15 protein-coding genes are annotated in these 15,304 nt (G+C 30.3%); 5 read left to right on the forward strand and 10 right to left on the reverse strand.

Going from position 1 to position 15,304, the window contains the following annotated elements:
* Positions 1-375 precede the first annotated feature (375 nt).
* The 10 genes from JFT95_RS28790 to JFT95_RS28835 form a co-directional block, all read right to left on the reverse strand.
* Positions 376-669: a hypothetical protein gene (locus JFT95_RS28790; protein WP_106102812.1), complete on the reverse strand. Its 294-nt coding sequence runs from the start codon at positions 667-669 to the stop codon at positions 376-378.
* Positions 669-968 carry a DUF2089 family protein gene (locus tag JFT95_RS28795; RefSeq protein ID WP_046945618.1) on the reverse strand — a complete coding sequence of 100 codons (300 nt, stop codon included), beginning with the start codon at positions 966-968 and terminating at the stop codon, positions 669-671. Before JFT95_RS28795 ends, JFT95_RS28790 begins: the two co-directional genes overlap by 1 nt.
* 349 nt (positions 969-1,317) lie before the next feature.
* Positions 1,318-1,503: an IS3 family transposase gene (locus JFT95_RS30195; RefSeq protein WP_201054106.1), complete on the reverse strand. Its 186-nt coding sequence runs from the start codon at positions 1,501-1,503 to the stop codon at positions 1,318-1,320.
* 409 nt (positions 1,504-1,912) lie between these two features.
* On the reverse strand, positions 1,913-2,098 hold the full coding sequence (locus JFT95_RS28805) for a hypothetical protein (protein WP_201054016.1): 186 nt from the start codon (positions 2,096-2,098) through the stop codon (positions 1,913-1,915).
* Between the two features lie 1,888 nt (positions 2,099-3,986).
* Positions 3,987-4,967 carry a hypothetical protein gene (locus JFT95_RS28810; protein ID WP_242487655.1) on the reverse strand — a complete coding sequence of 327 codons (981 nt, stop codon included), beginning with the start codon at positions 4,965-4,967 and terminating at the stop codon, positions 3,987-3,989.
* Positions 4,968-5,101: 134 nt separating this feature from the next.
* Positions 5,102-5,422, reverse strand: a complete 321-nt coding sequence (locus JFT95_RS28815; protein WP_201054018.1) for a hypothetical protein — start codon at positions 5,420-5,422, stop codon at positions 5,102-5,104.
* A gap of 25 nt (positions 5,423-5,447) precedes the next feature.
* On the reverse strand, positions 5,448-5,921 hold the full coding sequence (locus JFT95_RS28820) for a cysteine peptidase family C39 domain-containing protein (protein WP_201054020.1): 474 nt from the start codon (positions 5,919-5,921) through the stop codon (positions 5,448-5,450).
* Between the two features lie 250 nt (positions 5,922-6,171).
* Entirely contained in the window at positions 6,172-7,287 is a 1,116-nt protein-coding gene (locus JFT95_RS28825) for a hypothetical protein (protein ID WP_201054022.1), read from the reverse strand.
* Positions 7,281-8,102 carry a C39 family peptidase gene (locus tag JFT95_RS28830; RefSeq protein WP_201054024.1) on the reverse strand — a complete coding sequence of 274 codons (822 nt, stop codon included), beginning with the start codon at positions 8,100-8,102 and terminating at the stop codon, positions 7,281-7,283. Before JFT95_RS28830 ends, JFT95_RS28825 begins: the two co-directional genes overlap by 7 nt.
* A gap of 140 nt (positions 8,103-8,242) precedes the next feature.
* The gene (locus tag JFT95_RS28835; protein WP_201054026.1) at positions 8,243-8,884 is read right to left on the reverse strand and encodes a polymorphic toxin type 44 domain-containing protein; all 642 of its coding nucleotides are present in this window, start codon (positions 8,882-8,884) and stop codon (positions 8,243-8,245) included.
* Positions 8,885-9,034: 150 nt separating this feature from the next.
* On the opposite strand from JFT95_RS28835, the gene JFT95_RS28840 reads away from it, so the two are divergent.
* The 5 genes from JFT95_RS28840 to JFT95_RS28860 all read left to right on the forward strand — a co-directional run bounded on the left by JFT95_RS28840 (position 9,035) and on the right by JFT95_RS28860 (position 15,221).
* A complete protein-coding gene (locus tag JFT95_RS28840) occupies positions 9,035-11,326 on the forward strand; it encodes a PA14 domain-containing protein (protein ID WP_201054029.1) in 2,292 nt (763 codons plus the stop codon).
* 254 nt (positions 11,327-11,580) lie between these two features.
* Positions 11,581-11,862 (forward strand): hypothetical protein, encoded by a 282-nt coding sequence (locus JFT95_RS28845; protein ID WP_085313487.1) that lies wholly within the window; start codon positions 11,581-11,583, stop codon positions 11,860-11,862.
* Positions 11,863-11,936: 74 nt separating this feature from the next.
* Positions 11,937-12,560: a putative bacteriocin export ABC transporter gene (locus tag JFT95_RS28850; protein ID WP_060749717.1), complete on the forward strand. Its 624-nt coding sequence runs from the start codon at positions 11,937-11,939 to the stop codon at positions 12,558-12,560.
* Between the two features lie 15 nt (positions 12,561-12,575).
* On the forward strand, positions 12,576-14,723 hold the full coding sequence (locus JFT95_RS28855; protein ID WP_085313488.1) for a DUF1430 domain-containing protein: 2,148 nt from the start codon (positions 12,576-12,578) through the stop codon (positions 14,721-14,723).
* 27 nt (positions 14,724-14,750) lie between these two features.
* On the forward strand, positions 14,751-15,221 hold the full coding sequence (locus JFT95_RS28860) for a hypothetical protein (RefSeq protein WP_085313489.1): 471 nt from the start codon (positions 14,751-14,753) through the stop codon (positions 15,219-15,221).
* The last annotated feature ends 83 nt before the right edge of the window (positions 15,222-15,304 follow it).

Consider the following 15,304-nt stretch of genomic DNA (forward strand, 5'->3'; position numbering starts at 1 on the left):
ACTAATTGGTGTAATTACATAGTTTAAACCAATTAATTATAAAAGGATAGGATCTACAGTTCTATCCTTTTTTATATAATGATTATTAATTTTTATACCTTATTTCTACAATCTATTTATCCCCATGCTATCCCTGAAGCCCACTAGCATTAAAGACATTATAACATCCTTCCTTGTTTAACAAAAGAACATATAGAGCAAGATTCTATAATATAATTATATTGTTATAGAAATACTCAAAAAACAGCTCCCGATATCTGATTATTAAAAGGGAATATGTATGATATATATTCCCTTTTAAAGTTTAAAAATCCACATTATACTTAAACTCAGTTACATGTCTTTAGATGCTAATCCTTTTCTTTCTCTATTCGATTACTTCATATCCTTTGTTTTCATTTTGTCCAATTCTTTTTTCTGTTTATTTTTTAATTCTTCTCTGCCCTTAATCCAAATTCCTAATAAAATGGCTAATCCACCTAAAATAATTATGATGAATATAAGTGTATTCCCTTTGACAGTTAGAGCCTCAGTTACCCATAGATATAGGAGTGTTATCACATATAAAATAGGTAAACATATTCCCCAATAAACATTTTCTCTTCTTGATAAAAAATATTGAAGTCCTATTAATAAAATCGCAATTATAAATCCATATAGACGAAACATTAATTATCCCCTCTTTCATTTTTATATTTTTCAATTATTAATTTTGCATCTTCTAAATTAATACGATCTTCAATGGAAAGTTTTTTGATAAAAGTAATAAACTCTTCATCTTCATCAGTATCATTTACTTTTATTTTTTGAATTAACTTATCTACCCGTACCCTCACCGTGGGATAAGAAACATCATAAATTTTTGCTATTTCTTTCAAAGATCCAGAATGTAAAATGAAATTTTTAATAAATTCAATGTCCTCATTCTCTAAATTTAATAGCCAATTTGGAATCTTTTTAAAATCCATAACCTTCAGCTCCTTTAATTACATTTTAACATAATTAAACAAAAAATCAATTTTATTTTTAATAAAATTGATTTTTTGTTTAACTTTATTAAAATCCAGTTTTTCCTCAAAGCTTCTTAAACCTATTTACAAATAAAAAAAAGAAGCATAAAAATCACAAACGCGATATTTTAAACCCTCTTACATTCCCATTTGATAATGTGCAAACTACTTTTTGCAACTTTAAACAATATATATAGCCATTGCATAAAAAAGTTTCTTCACAAAGAAAACAGTAACAATTATTTTTCATTATTATCTAAAACGGCCTATAAAAAACAACATCTACAGTGTTGACGGTAGACAGTATTCAAAAAGCAAAACTAATAACCTGAGTTATATATTTATATGGCCCCAGGTTATTTAATTTCTTTTGAAACCTTTGATGATTATAGAAGCGTATATATTTGCGCACAGCAAACTTAGCCTCATCAGATGTACGGAAAGAGGATAAATGAAAACACTCTGACTTAAAGTGATTGAAGAAGTTTTCTATATAAGCATTGTCCTAACAGTTTCCCTTTCTGGACATACTAGCTTCACTTGATTTTTTTAGTAGTTGACGGTATGTGTAAGAGAACCCTTTTCATATTCCGTTCTTTTCTTACCTTTTTAATTGTGTCTAGCAATAATTTCATTGTTGTATAAGTCTTTAATCAAGGATAAGTACACTCCCTGTTCATTGAAAGATATCCAAATTCCTGTATTAATTCCAGCTGCTGCTACAGCTCTATTAATTGGTTTAGAAATAATTCCACTTTGTTCTTAATGTAAGGAATCCCAAACAGTTCTACACTTCAATTGATAACCCGTCAATGCTTGAGGGATCTCTTATAATAAAAAAAGACGCCACCCAGACCACGGCAGCGCCTACAATAATTGCTATAAACTTATTTATCCTCAAATCATTTATTTCTTAGCTTCCATACCCCATTCTCTTTACGATAAGTATTCTTTCCATTCATGAATCCTGCTGTATTACCAGGAATGATATATTTCTTATTCTTAGCCTTCTTCTTCATCCTCTTTTCTTCTTGAACAACTTGCAAATCCACCTTCCATTGTTTCAACAAATCCTTTTTACGTCGCATCGAACTTGTACCCCTTATATTGAAATAATAATCCAATAATCATATTATATACATTTACATATTATTTTCAATAAAAAGAGAGCACCCTCGCTATTGGTGCTCTCAATGTGAATTGGGGTTTATCCTGAGCATTGAATAGGACACGAAGAACTCGTCCTATTACATAATATGCTTGTCTTCATTATAATGTGCAATAAAAAAAGCACCCTCGCCCAGGCGCCAAAAGATACATATTTATTGAGGTAACTAACACGCTAGAAAAGACCCTTCCATATCATTGTATGATTATCGATTATCTTTATACCTATCAGACTCATTAAATACGTTTAATGTATAATTTCTATTGATTTAACCATGCATAATTCCATCCAATTCATGGTTAATATAATAGACCAACGATGTATTATAATCCTTTATATACCCAAGGAGGTTCACCATGCTCAACTTTCATAAAACACTACCCATCTTAGGATTCTTTTTGTTTTTATATGTTTTCATCAGTTTCATTGTTTTATTTACTATTTACATGTAGTAACAATGCGTATAAATATAAGTTTAATGTGTAATTTCTATATAACAAAGAAAAAAGCACCCGTTTTGGATGCTTAATGTATACTAATCTTAATATTGAATAGCTTTATTGATAGACTTTCTAGAACAATAAATATACTAGCTGAAACCGATCTATATCCGATATTCTTTCCTGTAACATTAATAGTAATTAAACTTTTCGTAAAATACATCATGGAAATATCTGTTATACGAACACGTTGGAATATTATAGTTATCTATACCTATGAATTCATATTATTATAATTAATATAAATCGAATATAAAGATAGGTCCATCTGTAAGAATCCTACATTCTTCTCTATTTACCTATATTTATATTTTTACTAATTTATTATGATATCAATGTCGATTTAAAATGTTTTATATAAAATAAATAAATGGGATTTTTTAAAAATAAAATACAATAAACTTTTTTTATAATTCACATAATTTCCAAAAATGAAATCTTTCATTGTGAATTTTTGTTATATAATATAGCTAGGCGGTAATCTAAATGGTTTCCCTGTTTTGTATGTTGAATTAGCTTGTTTTGCCCTTTTTTACATTATCTGAAAAATAACTTGTAGTGATTCCTACAAGTTATTTTGCTTTTCTATTTAAACAAGCGTTTAATTCGTCATTATTTGCACAAAAACAGAAGGATTCGCTATTTTATAGCGAATCCTTCTAATTGAATGCATCTTTAATTGCTAGGCTGTGTCTAGGAATCTGTCGTCCTCTTTTTAGATTTCAATACCTTTGCATCAGAATCGTAAAAAGCTTAACAAAGAAAAGAAAGGGTATAAATAATTTAACACATATTAATAGGTGCTTCATTTATTAACCATATACCATCTTTTTGAGTCATTTCAGAATATTTATCATAAAAAAGACGGTAGTTTTATACGAGCATAGTAATTTCCAGTTTCTATAGATTTATTTGCAAATTTAAAAGCAAATAAAATTTGTTTTTAAATTTGCACTTTTTAAAAACATTTTCTTATCTTCTTCATCATAAAGAGTTGTATAAAAGTGATAAGTGGTTTCGTAATGCTCTTGATGAATAGAATATAAAAACAATCTAACGATAGTTTTCGGATCTTGATTTTTCAATATATAGATATCGTTTTTTTGTGAAATTGATTATATATTTTTTGTTCTTGTTGATTTAGTTCTTCTAGGTAAGGTGAAGGGTACATAAACCAAAACAAACAGCTAATACAAAGTAATCCTATAACTCCTGTTAAAATACTTTTTTTAATCATTTCTATATACTCGTTTTTTCAACGAAACGGTGCCATTTAAGGAAATAAAATATAGAATATTCTCCGGACATTTAATTAATATGGGATTCTGTTTTTTTATTTTGAAATTCAGATTTTAATTTATCATATGAAACGGACACGATAGAATCATGCACTTTTTCTGGGAAGGTATCTGGGTTGTCACATATAATATTGGTGTCTCCGTTTTCTGACATACGTAATTGAAATACATTTGGAATATCTAATGTAATCTTTTTATAACTATCCCTATTGAATTGGTATACCCAAATTTTTTGATTGTCAGTTCTAAAAGCCCAATAATTCATAGTTGCACTCATAGATCCAATACCATCTCCTTGTTGGGTATTTACCCCTTCAATGGAAAGTGGTGTTACATGTTTAGAGTCCATATCTAAAATGAAATAATTTTCAATTGAATTTCCAGCTGTTTTTTCATCACTAGATAAGCTTACATAGACTATTTTGTCACCTACAATTTTAGGAGCTAAAACATTATTTTGTGGAACTACATATGTGTTTATATTTTTATTTTTAAGGCTATATGTGCTTATGGTAGTTTGTTTTTCAGTAGAGTTAGTATAGACTAATTTATCTTCATTCATATGAAGTGTCGTACTAGCTGTATCATAGGATTTTACAGTATCTATTTTCGTTTTTGTATTGGTTTCTAGGTCATAGAGAATAATATCCGCATTTTTTTGCTCTTCATTAATTTCCATCCATGATACATAATGTTTATAAAGATAAGGTTCTATAATTTCATTTGTTTTATGGATTTGATTTTCTTTATTATTACTTAAATTTTTTGTGTAGAGAATAGTTTTTGATCCAATAGCATTGGTATCAATCCATAATAACCATTTTTCATTAACATGTACTCCTTGTATATTTGCTTCGCTACCCATTTTCGAATGAAATATAGTCTCTTCAGTTTGGTTAGAAAAATTATATGCAAGAAGTTTATTAGGTAGACGCTCTTTACTATTATCAGAAACAGGTAAGTACAGTTTGTTATTGGATGTAGATGCCATGTAATAGTTTTCATAATCCATTTTTAATTCTGTATAGGTACTATTAAACTCTTTTTCTTTTATATTTAATTTGTTTTGACTGCAAGATACCAGTATACCTAGACATAGAATAAACGATAGTATTTTAAAATTTCTCAATATACTAATGTTGGATTACCACCTGTTGCACTTAGAACAGCTTTTCCTACTCCTTTTCCATTCTCGTCTACTTTCTCCTCGTATGAACCACCTAAAGCTTTTCCATCTTTATCTAATTTGTGATTAGGATCGACAATTTGCATTGTTCTATCTGAACCATGATAGCCATTGATTACTATAAAATGCCTATAGTTCTTTTCTGCTCTTTTATAACGTTCCAAGTGTTCTGTATTTGTCAGTACAATCGGTACATTCGTTCCATCTGATAATTTGTTTTTTACTAATACCTCTAGTTCTCTAATGCTACTAGGGCTCATAGCTCCATAGGTACTATCAGCAAAATCATAATTGTCTTTGTATGCATTTAATCAATCCCCAAGCTAAGTTAAGAGAATTTGTTCCCTGGTTAGTTGTTAACATTAAAGACGCAAGGAGTTCTTCAGTTGGTATTGGAAACGATGATCCACTGTCAGATTTATGAAAAGTTAGAACGCTGCGTGCCGATGCTGGTCCACAATAAAACCAATCACTTTGTTTAAAATGTGTAACAGGTCGGAAATAGCTTTCAGATGGTGGTCGCATCCTGTTTATCTTATTTTTTTGATTCTCTTGTTCCCAAGCTTTCTTAGCTTTTTCTTTTCCAATTTCAAGAATTTTTTTTCCTTCTTCAGGATCTAATGATGGCGATTTTGATGTAACAGCAGTTTTTTTTGCCTGACTGGAATCAATGTTTTCATCTGCAAAACTGACACTAGAAGGAAGTAAAAGACTCATTGCTAAAACACTCATGCTTAATCCTTTAATTATAGGCTTCATATCGCATCTCCTTAATTCGTAATCTTATAATATTTTAGAATAAATGGTATATTATAGCGGATTTTTAACTTAAAATATGCATAACTACATATTTTAAGGATATTATAAAGAAGCTGACTTCAGTATTCAACAGAAGTCAGCTTCTTTATGTTACATAACTTTTTTCGAAATGCCCTTTACAAAAGGGACAGATTAGTATTATCCCTTAATGTTTGGATGTTCGTATATTTGCATCAGAACTGTATTTTTGTTAATTATTGTAAGTTGTAATGTTCTCTTTTGAGAAAATATTATTTACATCTTTACCAGCAAGAGACATAATATGACGGGCATCGCTTCCCTTATTTTCACATATAATGCTAATGTCCAGTCCTTCTGACATTAACGTTTGGAATGGATAGGAGACATCTAACTTATGCTTTTTATATCCATTACTTTGTAATTTGTATATCCATACTTGTTGAGTACTTGTCTGAAATACCATGTAGTCCTCAAATGCACTTGTTAGCCCTATGTTATTATTTGAATCTCCACTAACCCCTTCTAATTGGAGAGGCTCTATATTTTTAGTCCTCATGTCTACAAGGAAGTAAGACTCAGGATACCATTGATTAGGCGCTGGAAAGGTGGTATAAAATACTTTATCTCCCACAATTCGAATATTGCTAATATATTCGTGCGGGATGGGATATATGACTGTTTTCTCGCTTGTAAGGTCATATACATACAAATTAGTTTTATTTTCATCTCTATCAGAATAGACTAATTTTCCCTGGTTCATATGATTTACAGAATAACCTGTGTCATATGAATGTACTGTAGCAATAACTTTTACTTTATCAGTTTTTAGATTGTATACTTTTATGTGACCAACCTGTTTTGCAGAATCAATCTCTGTCCATGTTACATAGTGCTGATATAGATTTGCATCTATTGGACCAGTTGATTGATACAATATTTTTTGTTTGTCATTGTTTAAATTTTTCACATATAAAATTGAATTGCTTCCAAAATCATCAGTATCAAGCCACAATAACCAGTCTTTGTTAGCTTGTTGCCCTTGCATATTTGGACTATTTAATTTTGAGTTGAATATAACCTTAGTTGAGTTTTTCTTAGAATCATATTCAATTAATTTATTAGGCATACCGGACTTACTATTATCATCAATTGTCATGTATAATTTATTTTTGTTAATTGATGGTAAGTAAAACCTATTATATTTTGGGGTGAATTTTGTGAATTCCTCTTCTTTTTTCTGGTCAATCTTTGTACTACTTTGAAGGTTGTTTGGTGTTGCAGAGCATGCATGTAAAATAATGGAATAAATTAAAACAATGATTATATATATATATTTCTTTACCATATGACTACAGCATTTCCACCTTTTTTATCTGCCATAAGTACAGCTTTCCCAACCCCTTTGGAAGATCCATCGCCGATTGTCTCTTTATATCCTCCACCAAAGGGAATCTTATCGTGAACTATATGGTTTGCATCTTGAATACGCATGGAGTTCTCATCACCATAATAACCACTAACCGTAATGTAGTGACGGTAATTTTTTGGTGCTTTACTATAATGTTGCATATTTTCAGTTTCTACTAATAGTATAGGTGCATTTGTTCTATTGGACAATGAAGTTTTAACACGTTGGGTTAGTAATTGTACTGGATTTGCCGAATCTTCAATATCTCCTACCTTATAAGGAGTATCTTCAAAATCAAAATCATGTCTGTATTGATTTATTGCTTTAACCAGTCCAACCGATGTAGAAGCCTGATGGTGTTCTGTTCCAGCTGAAAATGCAATTTGTTCTTGTGAAGGGAAGGGAAGTCCTATACCACTGTCAATCTTATGAAAACTTAGAGCTTGTCTTACTGAAGCTGGTCCACAATAATAAAATTTAGATTGTATATTACCTTCCATTGGGATTTCAAATCTTTCATTAGATGGTCTCATATGGGGGATTCTCTGTTTTCTTTGTTCTTCTTCTTTCATTTTCTTATCTGCTTCTTTTCCCATTTCATATAATTTTTTCCCTTCCTCAGTTTGTTTGAGTGGATCATTTAGTAATGCACCAGTACTTTCAATATTCTGTTCTGCAAAACTGATGTTAGTTGGAAGTAAAAAACTCATTGCTAAAAAACTCATACTTAATCCTTTAATTATAGGCTTCATATCGCATCTCCTTAATTCGTAATCTTATAACATTTTAGAATGTATGGTATATTTTAGCAATTCATATTCCTTGAATATGTATAATTGCATATTTAAGGAATATAAAAACTGGTTCCATTAGTAGGAACCAGTTTGAATGTTTATTCCGATAATCCTTTAGATATACGTTGTATATCTGCTTTAATTTTAGTTTTTTCTTGATTTGTCAGGGCATTAAATTTTTGCTGCTCTGCAGCAGGTTCAAAAGGTTTTACAGGCGGTGGAGGTGGATCTTGGGGATTTGGAAGCAATTTGTTATCCCATAAAATAACCCCATATGCTCTACCTGCTTCATCATTAGGCTGATCAAAATAATTATCAGCCCACCCCTTGAGCTCTTCGCTATACCACATTTGATAAGCACCTTCAATATCAGCTAATAATTCAATTGGTATTGTGCCTGCTCTTGCTACATAACCAAAATGAATGTTACCTAAATCTTCACCTTTCATCAAATAGCCGTTGTAGATGAATTGTTTTTTTCTACCAAACTTTGTTTTATAGTCCCATTCACCACCAGGCTTTACTTTTTCTGCAAACGCCAACCCTACACTCCAAGGATAAGTTCCCTCTTCTTTAGCTTCTTCAGCAGCATATGCCATGATTAAGGCATTTCTCTTTAAAATATAAGAGAAGCTTGAAGTCATTTCATTTGATGGTATTGTTTGAGCAGATACAAAGCCACCATCGGATAAATAAAACGAGAATAATAAACACAAAATAAGTGATGCTTTTTTCCACATATACATGGACCTCCTTTTTTATTTGTCTATATATTTATAATGCAATTCTTTTAATATGTAAATTTTTATATAGAAAAATTATTTCACTTTTTCTAAATATTGTTATATCATATTCGAGAATTGCAAAACATATAGAAAAGGAGTTTTAGTATGTGTAAAGTATCTAAGAGAAGTTATACTGTTTTAACCTTTTTATTTTTACTCTTCCTTGCTACAACAAATGTTAGTGCCGAAGAGAATGGGAATTTAAACGCTGTCCCTGTAGAGAAAGCAACGCAGCAAGCGAAGAATTATTTTAAAATTATTCAAAATAATTCTGATACAGATTGGAAAGAAAGTACGCTAGTATTAGATCGAAAATTATATGATGAAAATAAAAGATTAACTGCGTATTTATTTGTTTTACAAAAAGAAAACCAGGACAATGGGTTTATAATTGTGAGTGGAAACGAAAACCTTCCAGGTGTAATAGAATCCACAAGAAAAGGTGCAAATCCATACAAAGAAGTAGATAGAGAAAATAGTATTTATGTAGGTCCAATTTCGTATTTGCAAAAATCGAATACAGAAGATTCTTTCATAGATTTGAATACCAAAAAATCAGTATCAAAGAAAAAATTAGAAGAAATAAACATATTTACGAATGCAAAGAACACTACTTCTAATAGCGGGAATATAAAAAAAGTTAATGGGTTAACTCGCTCCGCAAATGCTCCATATTATAATCATAAGTACATACCGAACGTGCCAGACTACGACTGGACTCATGGATGTTTACCTACAGCTTATGCAAATGTTACAACTTATTGGTCAAATAATGGATTTCCACGTTTGAAAAATAACCAAGCAGATTATGAAACTTACATTATTGATACCTTACCTAAATTAATGAAAACAGATGCTGAGGGCAATACATTTGGAAATAATGGTATCGCTGGTGCGAAAGAATATTGGGGAAAAACAGGTAAATATTCTGTTTCTATCAAAGAATATAAGAACAAACCTGCAAACCCAGCCGTGTTTGAAGAATATAAGAAAGAGATAGATAAAAATAGACCAGCTATTATTACAACTCAAACCCACCCTATTTATAAAAATCATGCTGTGACGGGCGTTGGTTATGAAGAAATTTTTGATCCAGCTGAAAAAGTATGGCACCGTTCAGCAATTGTACATGATGAATGGATATCTACGCCACAAGATCACTACCTTGTTTGGACTCCTGATATTGATAATTTTTATTCTGTTATTCCCGGTGCGGATATTCCATCTAATGGTAATATCTATAAAGAAAAAACAAGCCAAGTCCACTATAATTGGGGCTTAGGGGCACCAGAAGGCCAAAAAAACGATGAGTTTTCAGCGAAATTTGACCAATCACAAAGTTTAGCAGCAGGAGACTATTTTATGCAAACTCTTGCGGATGATTATGTCAAAGTAAATTTTGATGGAAAAAATATAATTGATGGATGGAATGACTCTTCAATTGGACAAATAAAACGCTCGCTGCTACCAAAGTTAGCACAAGGGGAACACAAAATAGAGACGGATTTTTATGAAAAAACAGGAAACGCAGGTATATTTTCTGATATAGTTCCATTTGATCACTGGTTGGCTTATTATTATCCAAATAAGAACTTACAAGGACTACCTGTAGATGCGAGAGTAATCGCTCCATTTGGACAACAGCAAAAACTTGCAGAAGATAATGGCGAAGGCGCCCCAACTTTGAAAGTACCTAAGGATAATTTTTCAGCGCGCTATACCACGGTAAAGCGTCTACCTAAAGGCGAATATATTATTCGTGGAAAAGCTGATGATGGTCTTCGAGTTTATATTGATGGCAAACTTGTTATAGATCGTTGGCATGGAAGTGGTGGATTTGTAGAAGATGCTCGAAAGGTAATTATTGATGACAATACAGGTGCAACAATCCTTGGAAAGTCTGCAGAAAAAGATGTTCACCTTATTGAAGTACAATATTTAGAAGAAGGTGGCGGAAGTAAAGTAGAATTTGGTATGGAGCCATATGCTGATGCTGTTCCATTCCCACATTGGACAGCAGAATATTATGCCAATAAGGATTTAAAAGGTGATGCAATTGTAAAAGGAGGAAAATGGTCATTAGATAGATTTATTAATATTGATTTTAACTGGGGTAACGCTTCTCCATACCCAAGCATTCCTAATGATAATTTTTCTGCTCGTTTTACAAAATTAGGTCTATTTGAGAATGGAAATTACGAATTTGAAGCCAAGGCTGATGATGGTGTAAGAGTATATGTTGATGATAAACGAGTAATCGATTCTTGGATTCCTAGTGGGGGTGAGATTCGAAAAGTTACAGTACCGATGACTGCGGGTGTACATAAAATCACAGTTGAATACTTAGAATTAGCAGGTAATGCTATTTTAAAGATGGATTATAGAAAAGTAAATTAGTGTACCCAAAGTTATAATAAATGTAGTGGAAAAGCTAGTTCTTATTAGAGGAACTAGCTTTTTTTATATAGTATTTATGGTGAAAAGCGGTACATTAATTAAAATATGTAATTCTGCATATTTTAATTAATGTATTGTTAGAATATACCATTTGGATTAAGATTGATTTGAAAGATGCGCACCTTTCATAATTCGTAAATTGGAATATTTTATCTGATATAATAAAAAATAAAATTTTTAAGGCGGGATTAAAAATGAAAAAGAAAGCAATTACTTTAGCACTTTCAGCTATGTTGGGGATTGGAGCACTAGTACCTATTGCAGCTTCTGCTGCAGAAAGCTTTGATACTGGCTTTGATCAAAATAAAATGGAGCATTTCGCTATATATTATAATTCTGTATTTACACATGCCTCTGGAATCACAAAAAATGGCCATGCTTATAAGAGTACAGTTGCACCAGCTGGTTATAAAGCGGCTTTACATTTATCTTATACTGGACCATATGCTGTAACTTACCAAAAATATGTTTATTAATTAAATATATTGATATTGTGGGGATTTATATAAAATATAAATCCCCTTAAAATGTTTTTTAAGGTGGGATTTATATGATTTCTATAAAGAATATGGATAAGAGTTTTAACAATAAAATGCTTTTTAAAAATTTTAATTTAGAAATAAAAACAGGAGAATTTATTGGAATATATGGAAAAAGTGGTAAAGGAAAGACAACACTTTTAAACATCATTGGTATGTTAGAAAGTCCAGATTCTGGTGAAATTAAAATATTAGGAATGGATACAAATTCTAAGAAGAAAAAAAGAGATTTATTAAGATATGATATTGGATTTATATTTCAAAACTATGCATTAATAGATAACGAGTCTGTAAATAGTAATCTAGAAATTGCTATTAAACATAAAAAATTGAATAAAAAGCAGAAAAAAGAAGCGATGTGCTCAGTATTAAAGGAAGTGGGTCTTACAAACTATGGTGAAGAAAAGGTTCATACTTTAAGTGGAGGGGAACAGCAGCGTGTCGCAATCGCTAGACTACTACTTAAAAACCCAACCCTCATTTTAGCAGATGAACCAACTGGCTCATTGGATAGTGAGAATCGTGATATTATTACTTCTCTTTTTCAAAAGTTACATCAACAAGGAAAAACAATTATTGTAGTAACTCATGATACATCTTTATCTCATCTGTTTTCAAGAATCATTCAATTATAAGAGAAAGGTTATATTATGAAAAAATTAATATTTGTTCTTAGTTTTATTACTTTTACAATTGTGAGCTTTCTATCGATTAAACAATTTGAATACTTAGAGTTTCAGGCTTTTAATTATGATGTTAATCATTCGCAAGAAAATTTTGATTTAGAAATAAGAGAAGGAAATCCTCAAAAAGATAAAATTGAAAATTTCCAAATTTTATCAAAAATAGCAATGCAATCTAAGGTTAATCTGCAAAGGACTTCGCACGAAATTGCAACAAATAAACAAGAAAAAATCGTGTATTACGTAACATTGTATGATTCCAATCAATATTTTAAGCAGATGAAATTAAAAACAGGGGAATTCTTGAATTCAAATAGTAATCCTGATACATTCCTTTCTACTATACAAACTAATAATAAAAATCAAATTGGTCAGATAGAGATATTTCATAATTTTAATCCGATAGAAATTCGGCCAATGATTGCAGCAGCATCAATAAAAGATATTAGAGGCACCTATACTTTAAACAATTCTAAAAACGTTAAATTATTTAAACAAATGGCCGAGAATAACGGATTTTCAATCAAAATAGCAAAAAAAGAATCAACATCTGTTTTTACAGAATATCCGTATCAAACCATGATCTATACAACAAGTTTTGTTTTATGTTTATTATTATTACTGGCTATGTCTTATGACGTTATGAACAATTACAAAGCTATTGCAATTCAATATATGCACGGAGATAGTTTTTTTCAAATTGGAGTATATTTACTTAGACGGTATGTAAATGTCATTTTAGGCTCGTTCCTTCTAGTTAGTATGAGTTTATTAATATATCTTTATTACTACAATCAATATCAACAAATAGTGCCTTTTTTAAGTTTTTGGATAAAAAACATCTCTCTTTTATTCTTAGTCATACTTTTAATTATTATCATCACTTGGATTGGTAGTAAAAGCATACATATATCTCAAATGATTAAAAATAAAAAACCAATAAAACTATTTTTTTATTCTAATCTCGTAATTCGATTTATATTAGCTGTATTTTTAATTCTTGCGTTGCAACAGGGAATTAGCACTTTTAATGAATTAAAAAGAACGACAGCACAACAAGAAAAATGGAAATTGATGAAAGATTATGCATCTCTAGGGATGGAAGTAGGGGCTGGGGATAGATTCGATATCAAAAATGAAGATAACTTGAATCGATTCAATAATTTATATAAGGAATTAGAAAATCAGGGAGCCGTATACATTGCTCCGTCCTATTATTATCTCAATCAAAAAGATAATGAACTAAACCCTAATCCTTGGGGAGTAGAAGGAAAGCAAATCGTTATTAATAAAAATTATTTATTATTAAATCCTATATATGGAATTGATAATAAAAAGATACAGTTACCAAGACCTAATAAATCCGAAATAACAGTTTTAGTGCCTAAAAGATATGAAGAAAATAAAGAAGATATAAAAACAACAGTAAAAAAAGATTATTCTATGATGCTAAATCATGAAAATCCTGATTCAGTGCAAATAAATATACTATATGTGAAAAATGAACAATCTTATTTTACATTTACTCCTCAAATGGCTGTAGATACGAATTATCAAATTATCGATCCAATAGTGGTGATTTTGACGCATGAGTTTGAGCCAATGTATACATCTAGTTCAATTGCCATGGGTTATGGTTACTATACAAAGAATGTAGCTAATGAGTTTCCTTTTAAGAAAACAAAAGAAACAATTGAAAAGTATAATTTTGATAATATTTGGAGTCCTGTATCTATTGCATATTCCCTTGTAGAGCAAAAGATATCAAATGATACAGAAAAACTTCAATTAACTATAATTAGTTGTACATTATTTTTAGTGCTCTCTGCTGTGTTACTTTTCTTTTCTGCTATATATTATTTAGAAATGTTTAAACAAGTACTCGCATTACAATGGGTTTTTGGATACAGTTTTTTTGAAAAGCATAATGTTGTTTATCTCGCTTTATTGGTATTTTGGCAGTTTTCCTTTATGGTTTGTTTTTTCCTTTCTAATAATAGATGGTTATTATTTAAGATTAGTTTAGGTTTGGCAATTTGTGATATTTTATTAATGAGCATTTTATTGATTGCAAAAGAACGCAAAATTACCAAGTTAACGTTACTAGGAAAGTAAGTTAAATATAGTAAAGAGGGGATATATTTGTTACAGAAAAAACAAATAGTTTTATTAAGTTGCTTTATAATTTTGGGTATTCTATCTTTTGGTGGATATCTTCTTCTGAATGATGGTGCAAAGAATGTTACTGAAGAAAAAAGCGTATCTGGTACAAATGATGATAGAGTAGAAGTAAAAAATGAACGTGAAAGTCAGAATAAACATTACTTTGTGTATTTAAAACAAGATAAGGGAGTTCCAGACACTACCTTTATCCCTGAGAAATTAAATCCTGGATTTGATATAACTGCCAGCTCAAATACGCATATTGAATTTGATGATTATGGAAATATTATTCAGGATGAAAAAATGATTGTTATATACAATAATAAGCTATCAGAGAAAAATAAAAAAAAGATAAAAGAAATAGCAGGCAAACAAAATTATGCAGAAGCCTTAAAAGAAATTCAACAAAGAATTGATGAAACGAAGGCTACAGATTTTAATTCCAACTAATTATTATATCAATAAATGTAGTTTAAATAAAAGTATCAGCAACTAGCTCTGTTGCTGATAACTTTTATCTATACAAATTTTAC

The organism is Bacillus sp. TH17 (assembly GCF_016651125.1).
In the GTDB taxonomy this organism is placed as follows: Bacteria; Bacillota; Bacilli; order Bacillales; family Bacillaceae_G; genus Bacillus_A; species Bacillus_A mycoides.

What these genes read in the sequence shown, in the direction of transcription:
- JFT95_RS28790 (WP_106102812.1), bottom strand. Translation starts at nt 669, where the DNA reads ATGTTTCGTCTATATGGATTTATAATTGCGATTTTATTAATAGGACTT.
- JFT95_RS28795 (WP_046945618.1), bottom strand. Translation starts at nt 968, where the DNA reads ATGGATTTTAAAAAGATTCCAAATTGGCTATTAAATTTAGAGAATGAG.
- JFT95_RS28805 (WP_201054016.1), bottom strand. Translation starts at nt 2,098, where the DNA reads ATGCGACGTAAAAAGGATTTGTTGAAACAATGGAAGGTGGATTTGCAA.
- JFT95_RS28810 (WP_242487655.1), bottom strand. Translation starts at nt 4,967, where the DNA reads ATGGCATCTACATCCAATAACAAACTGTACTTACCTGTTTCTGATAAT.
- JFT95_RS28815 (WP_201054018.1), bottom strand. Translation starts at nt 5,422, where the DNA reads ATGAGCCCTAGTAGCATTAGAGAACTAGAGGTATTAGTAAAAAACAAA.
- JFT95_RS28820 (WP_201054020.1), bottom strand. Translation starts at nt 5,921, where the DNA reads ATGAAGCCTATAATTAAAGGATTAAGCATGAGTGTTTTAGCAATGAGT.
- JFT95_RS28825 (WP_201054022.1), bottom strand. Translation starts at nt 7,287, where the DNA reads ATGGTAAAGAAATATATATATATAATCATTGTTTTAATTTATTCCATT.
- JFT95_RS28830 (WP_201054024.1), bottom strand. Translation starts at nt 8,102, where the DNA reads ATGAAGCCTATAATTAAAGGATTAAGTATGAGTTTTTTAGCAATGAGT.
- JFT95_RS28835 (WP_201054026.1), bottom strand. Translation starts at nt 8,884, where the DNA reads ATGTGGAAAAAAGCATCACTTATTTTGTGTTTATTATTCTCGTTTTAT.
- JFT95_RS28840 (WP_201054029.1), top strand. Translation starts at nt 9,035, where the DNA reads ATGTGTAAAGTATCTAAGAGAAGTTATACTGTTTTAACCTTTTTATTT.
- JFT95_RS28845 (WP_085313487.1), top strand. Translation starts at nt 11,581, where the DNA reads ATGAAAAAGAAAGCAATTACTTTAGCACTTTCAGCTATGTTGGGGATT.
- JFT95_RS28850 (WP_060749717.1), top strand. Translation starts at nt 11,937, where the DNA reads ATGATTTCTATAAAGAATATGGATAAGAGTTTTAACAATAAAATGCTT.
- JFT95_RS28855 (WP_085313488.1), top strand. Translation starts at nt 12,576, where the DNA reads ATGAAAAAATTAATATTTGTTCTTAGTTTTATTACTTTTACAATTGTG.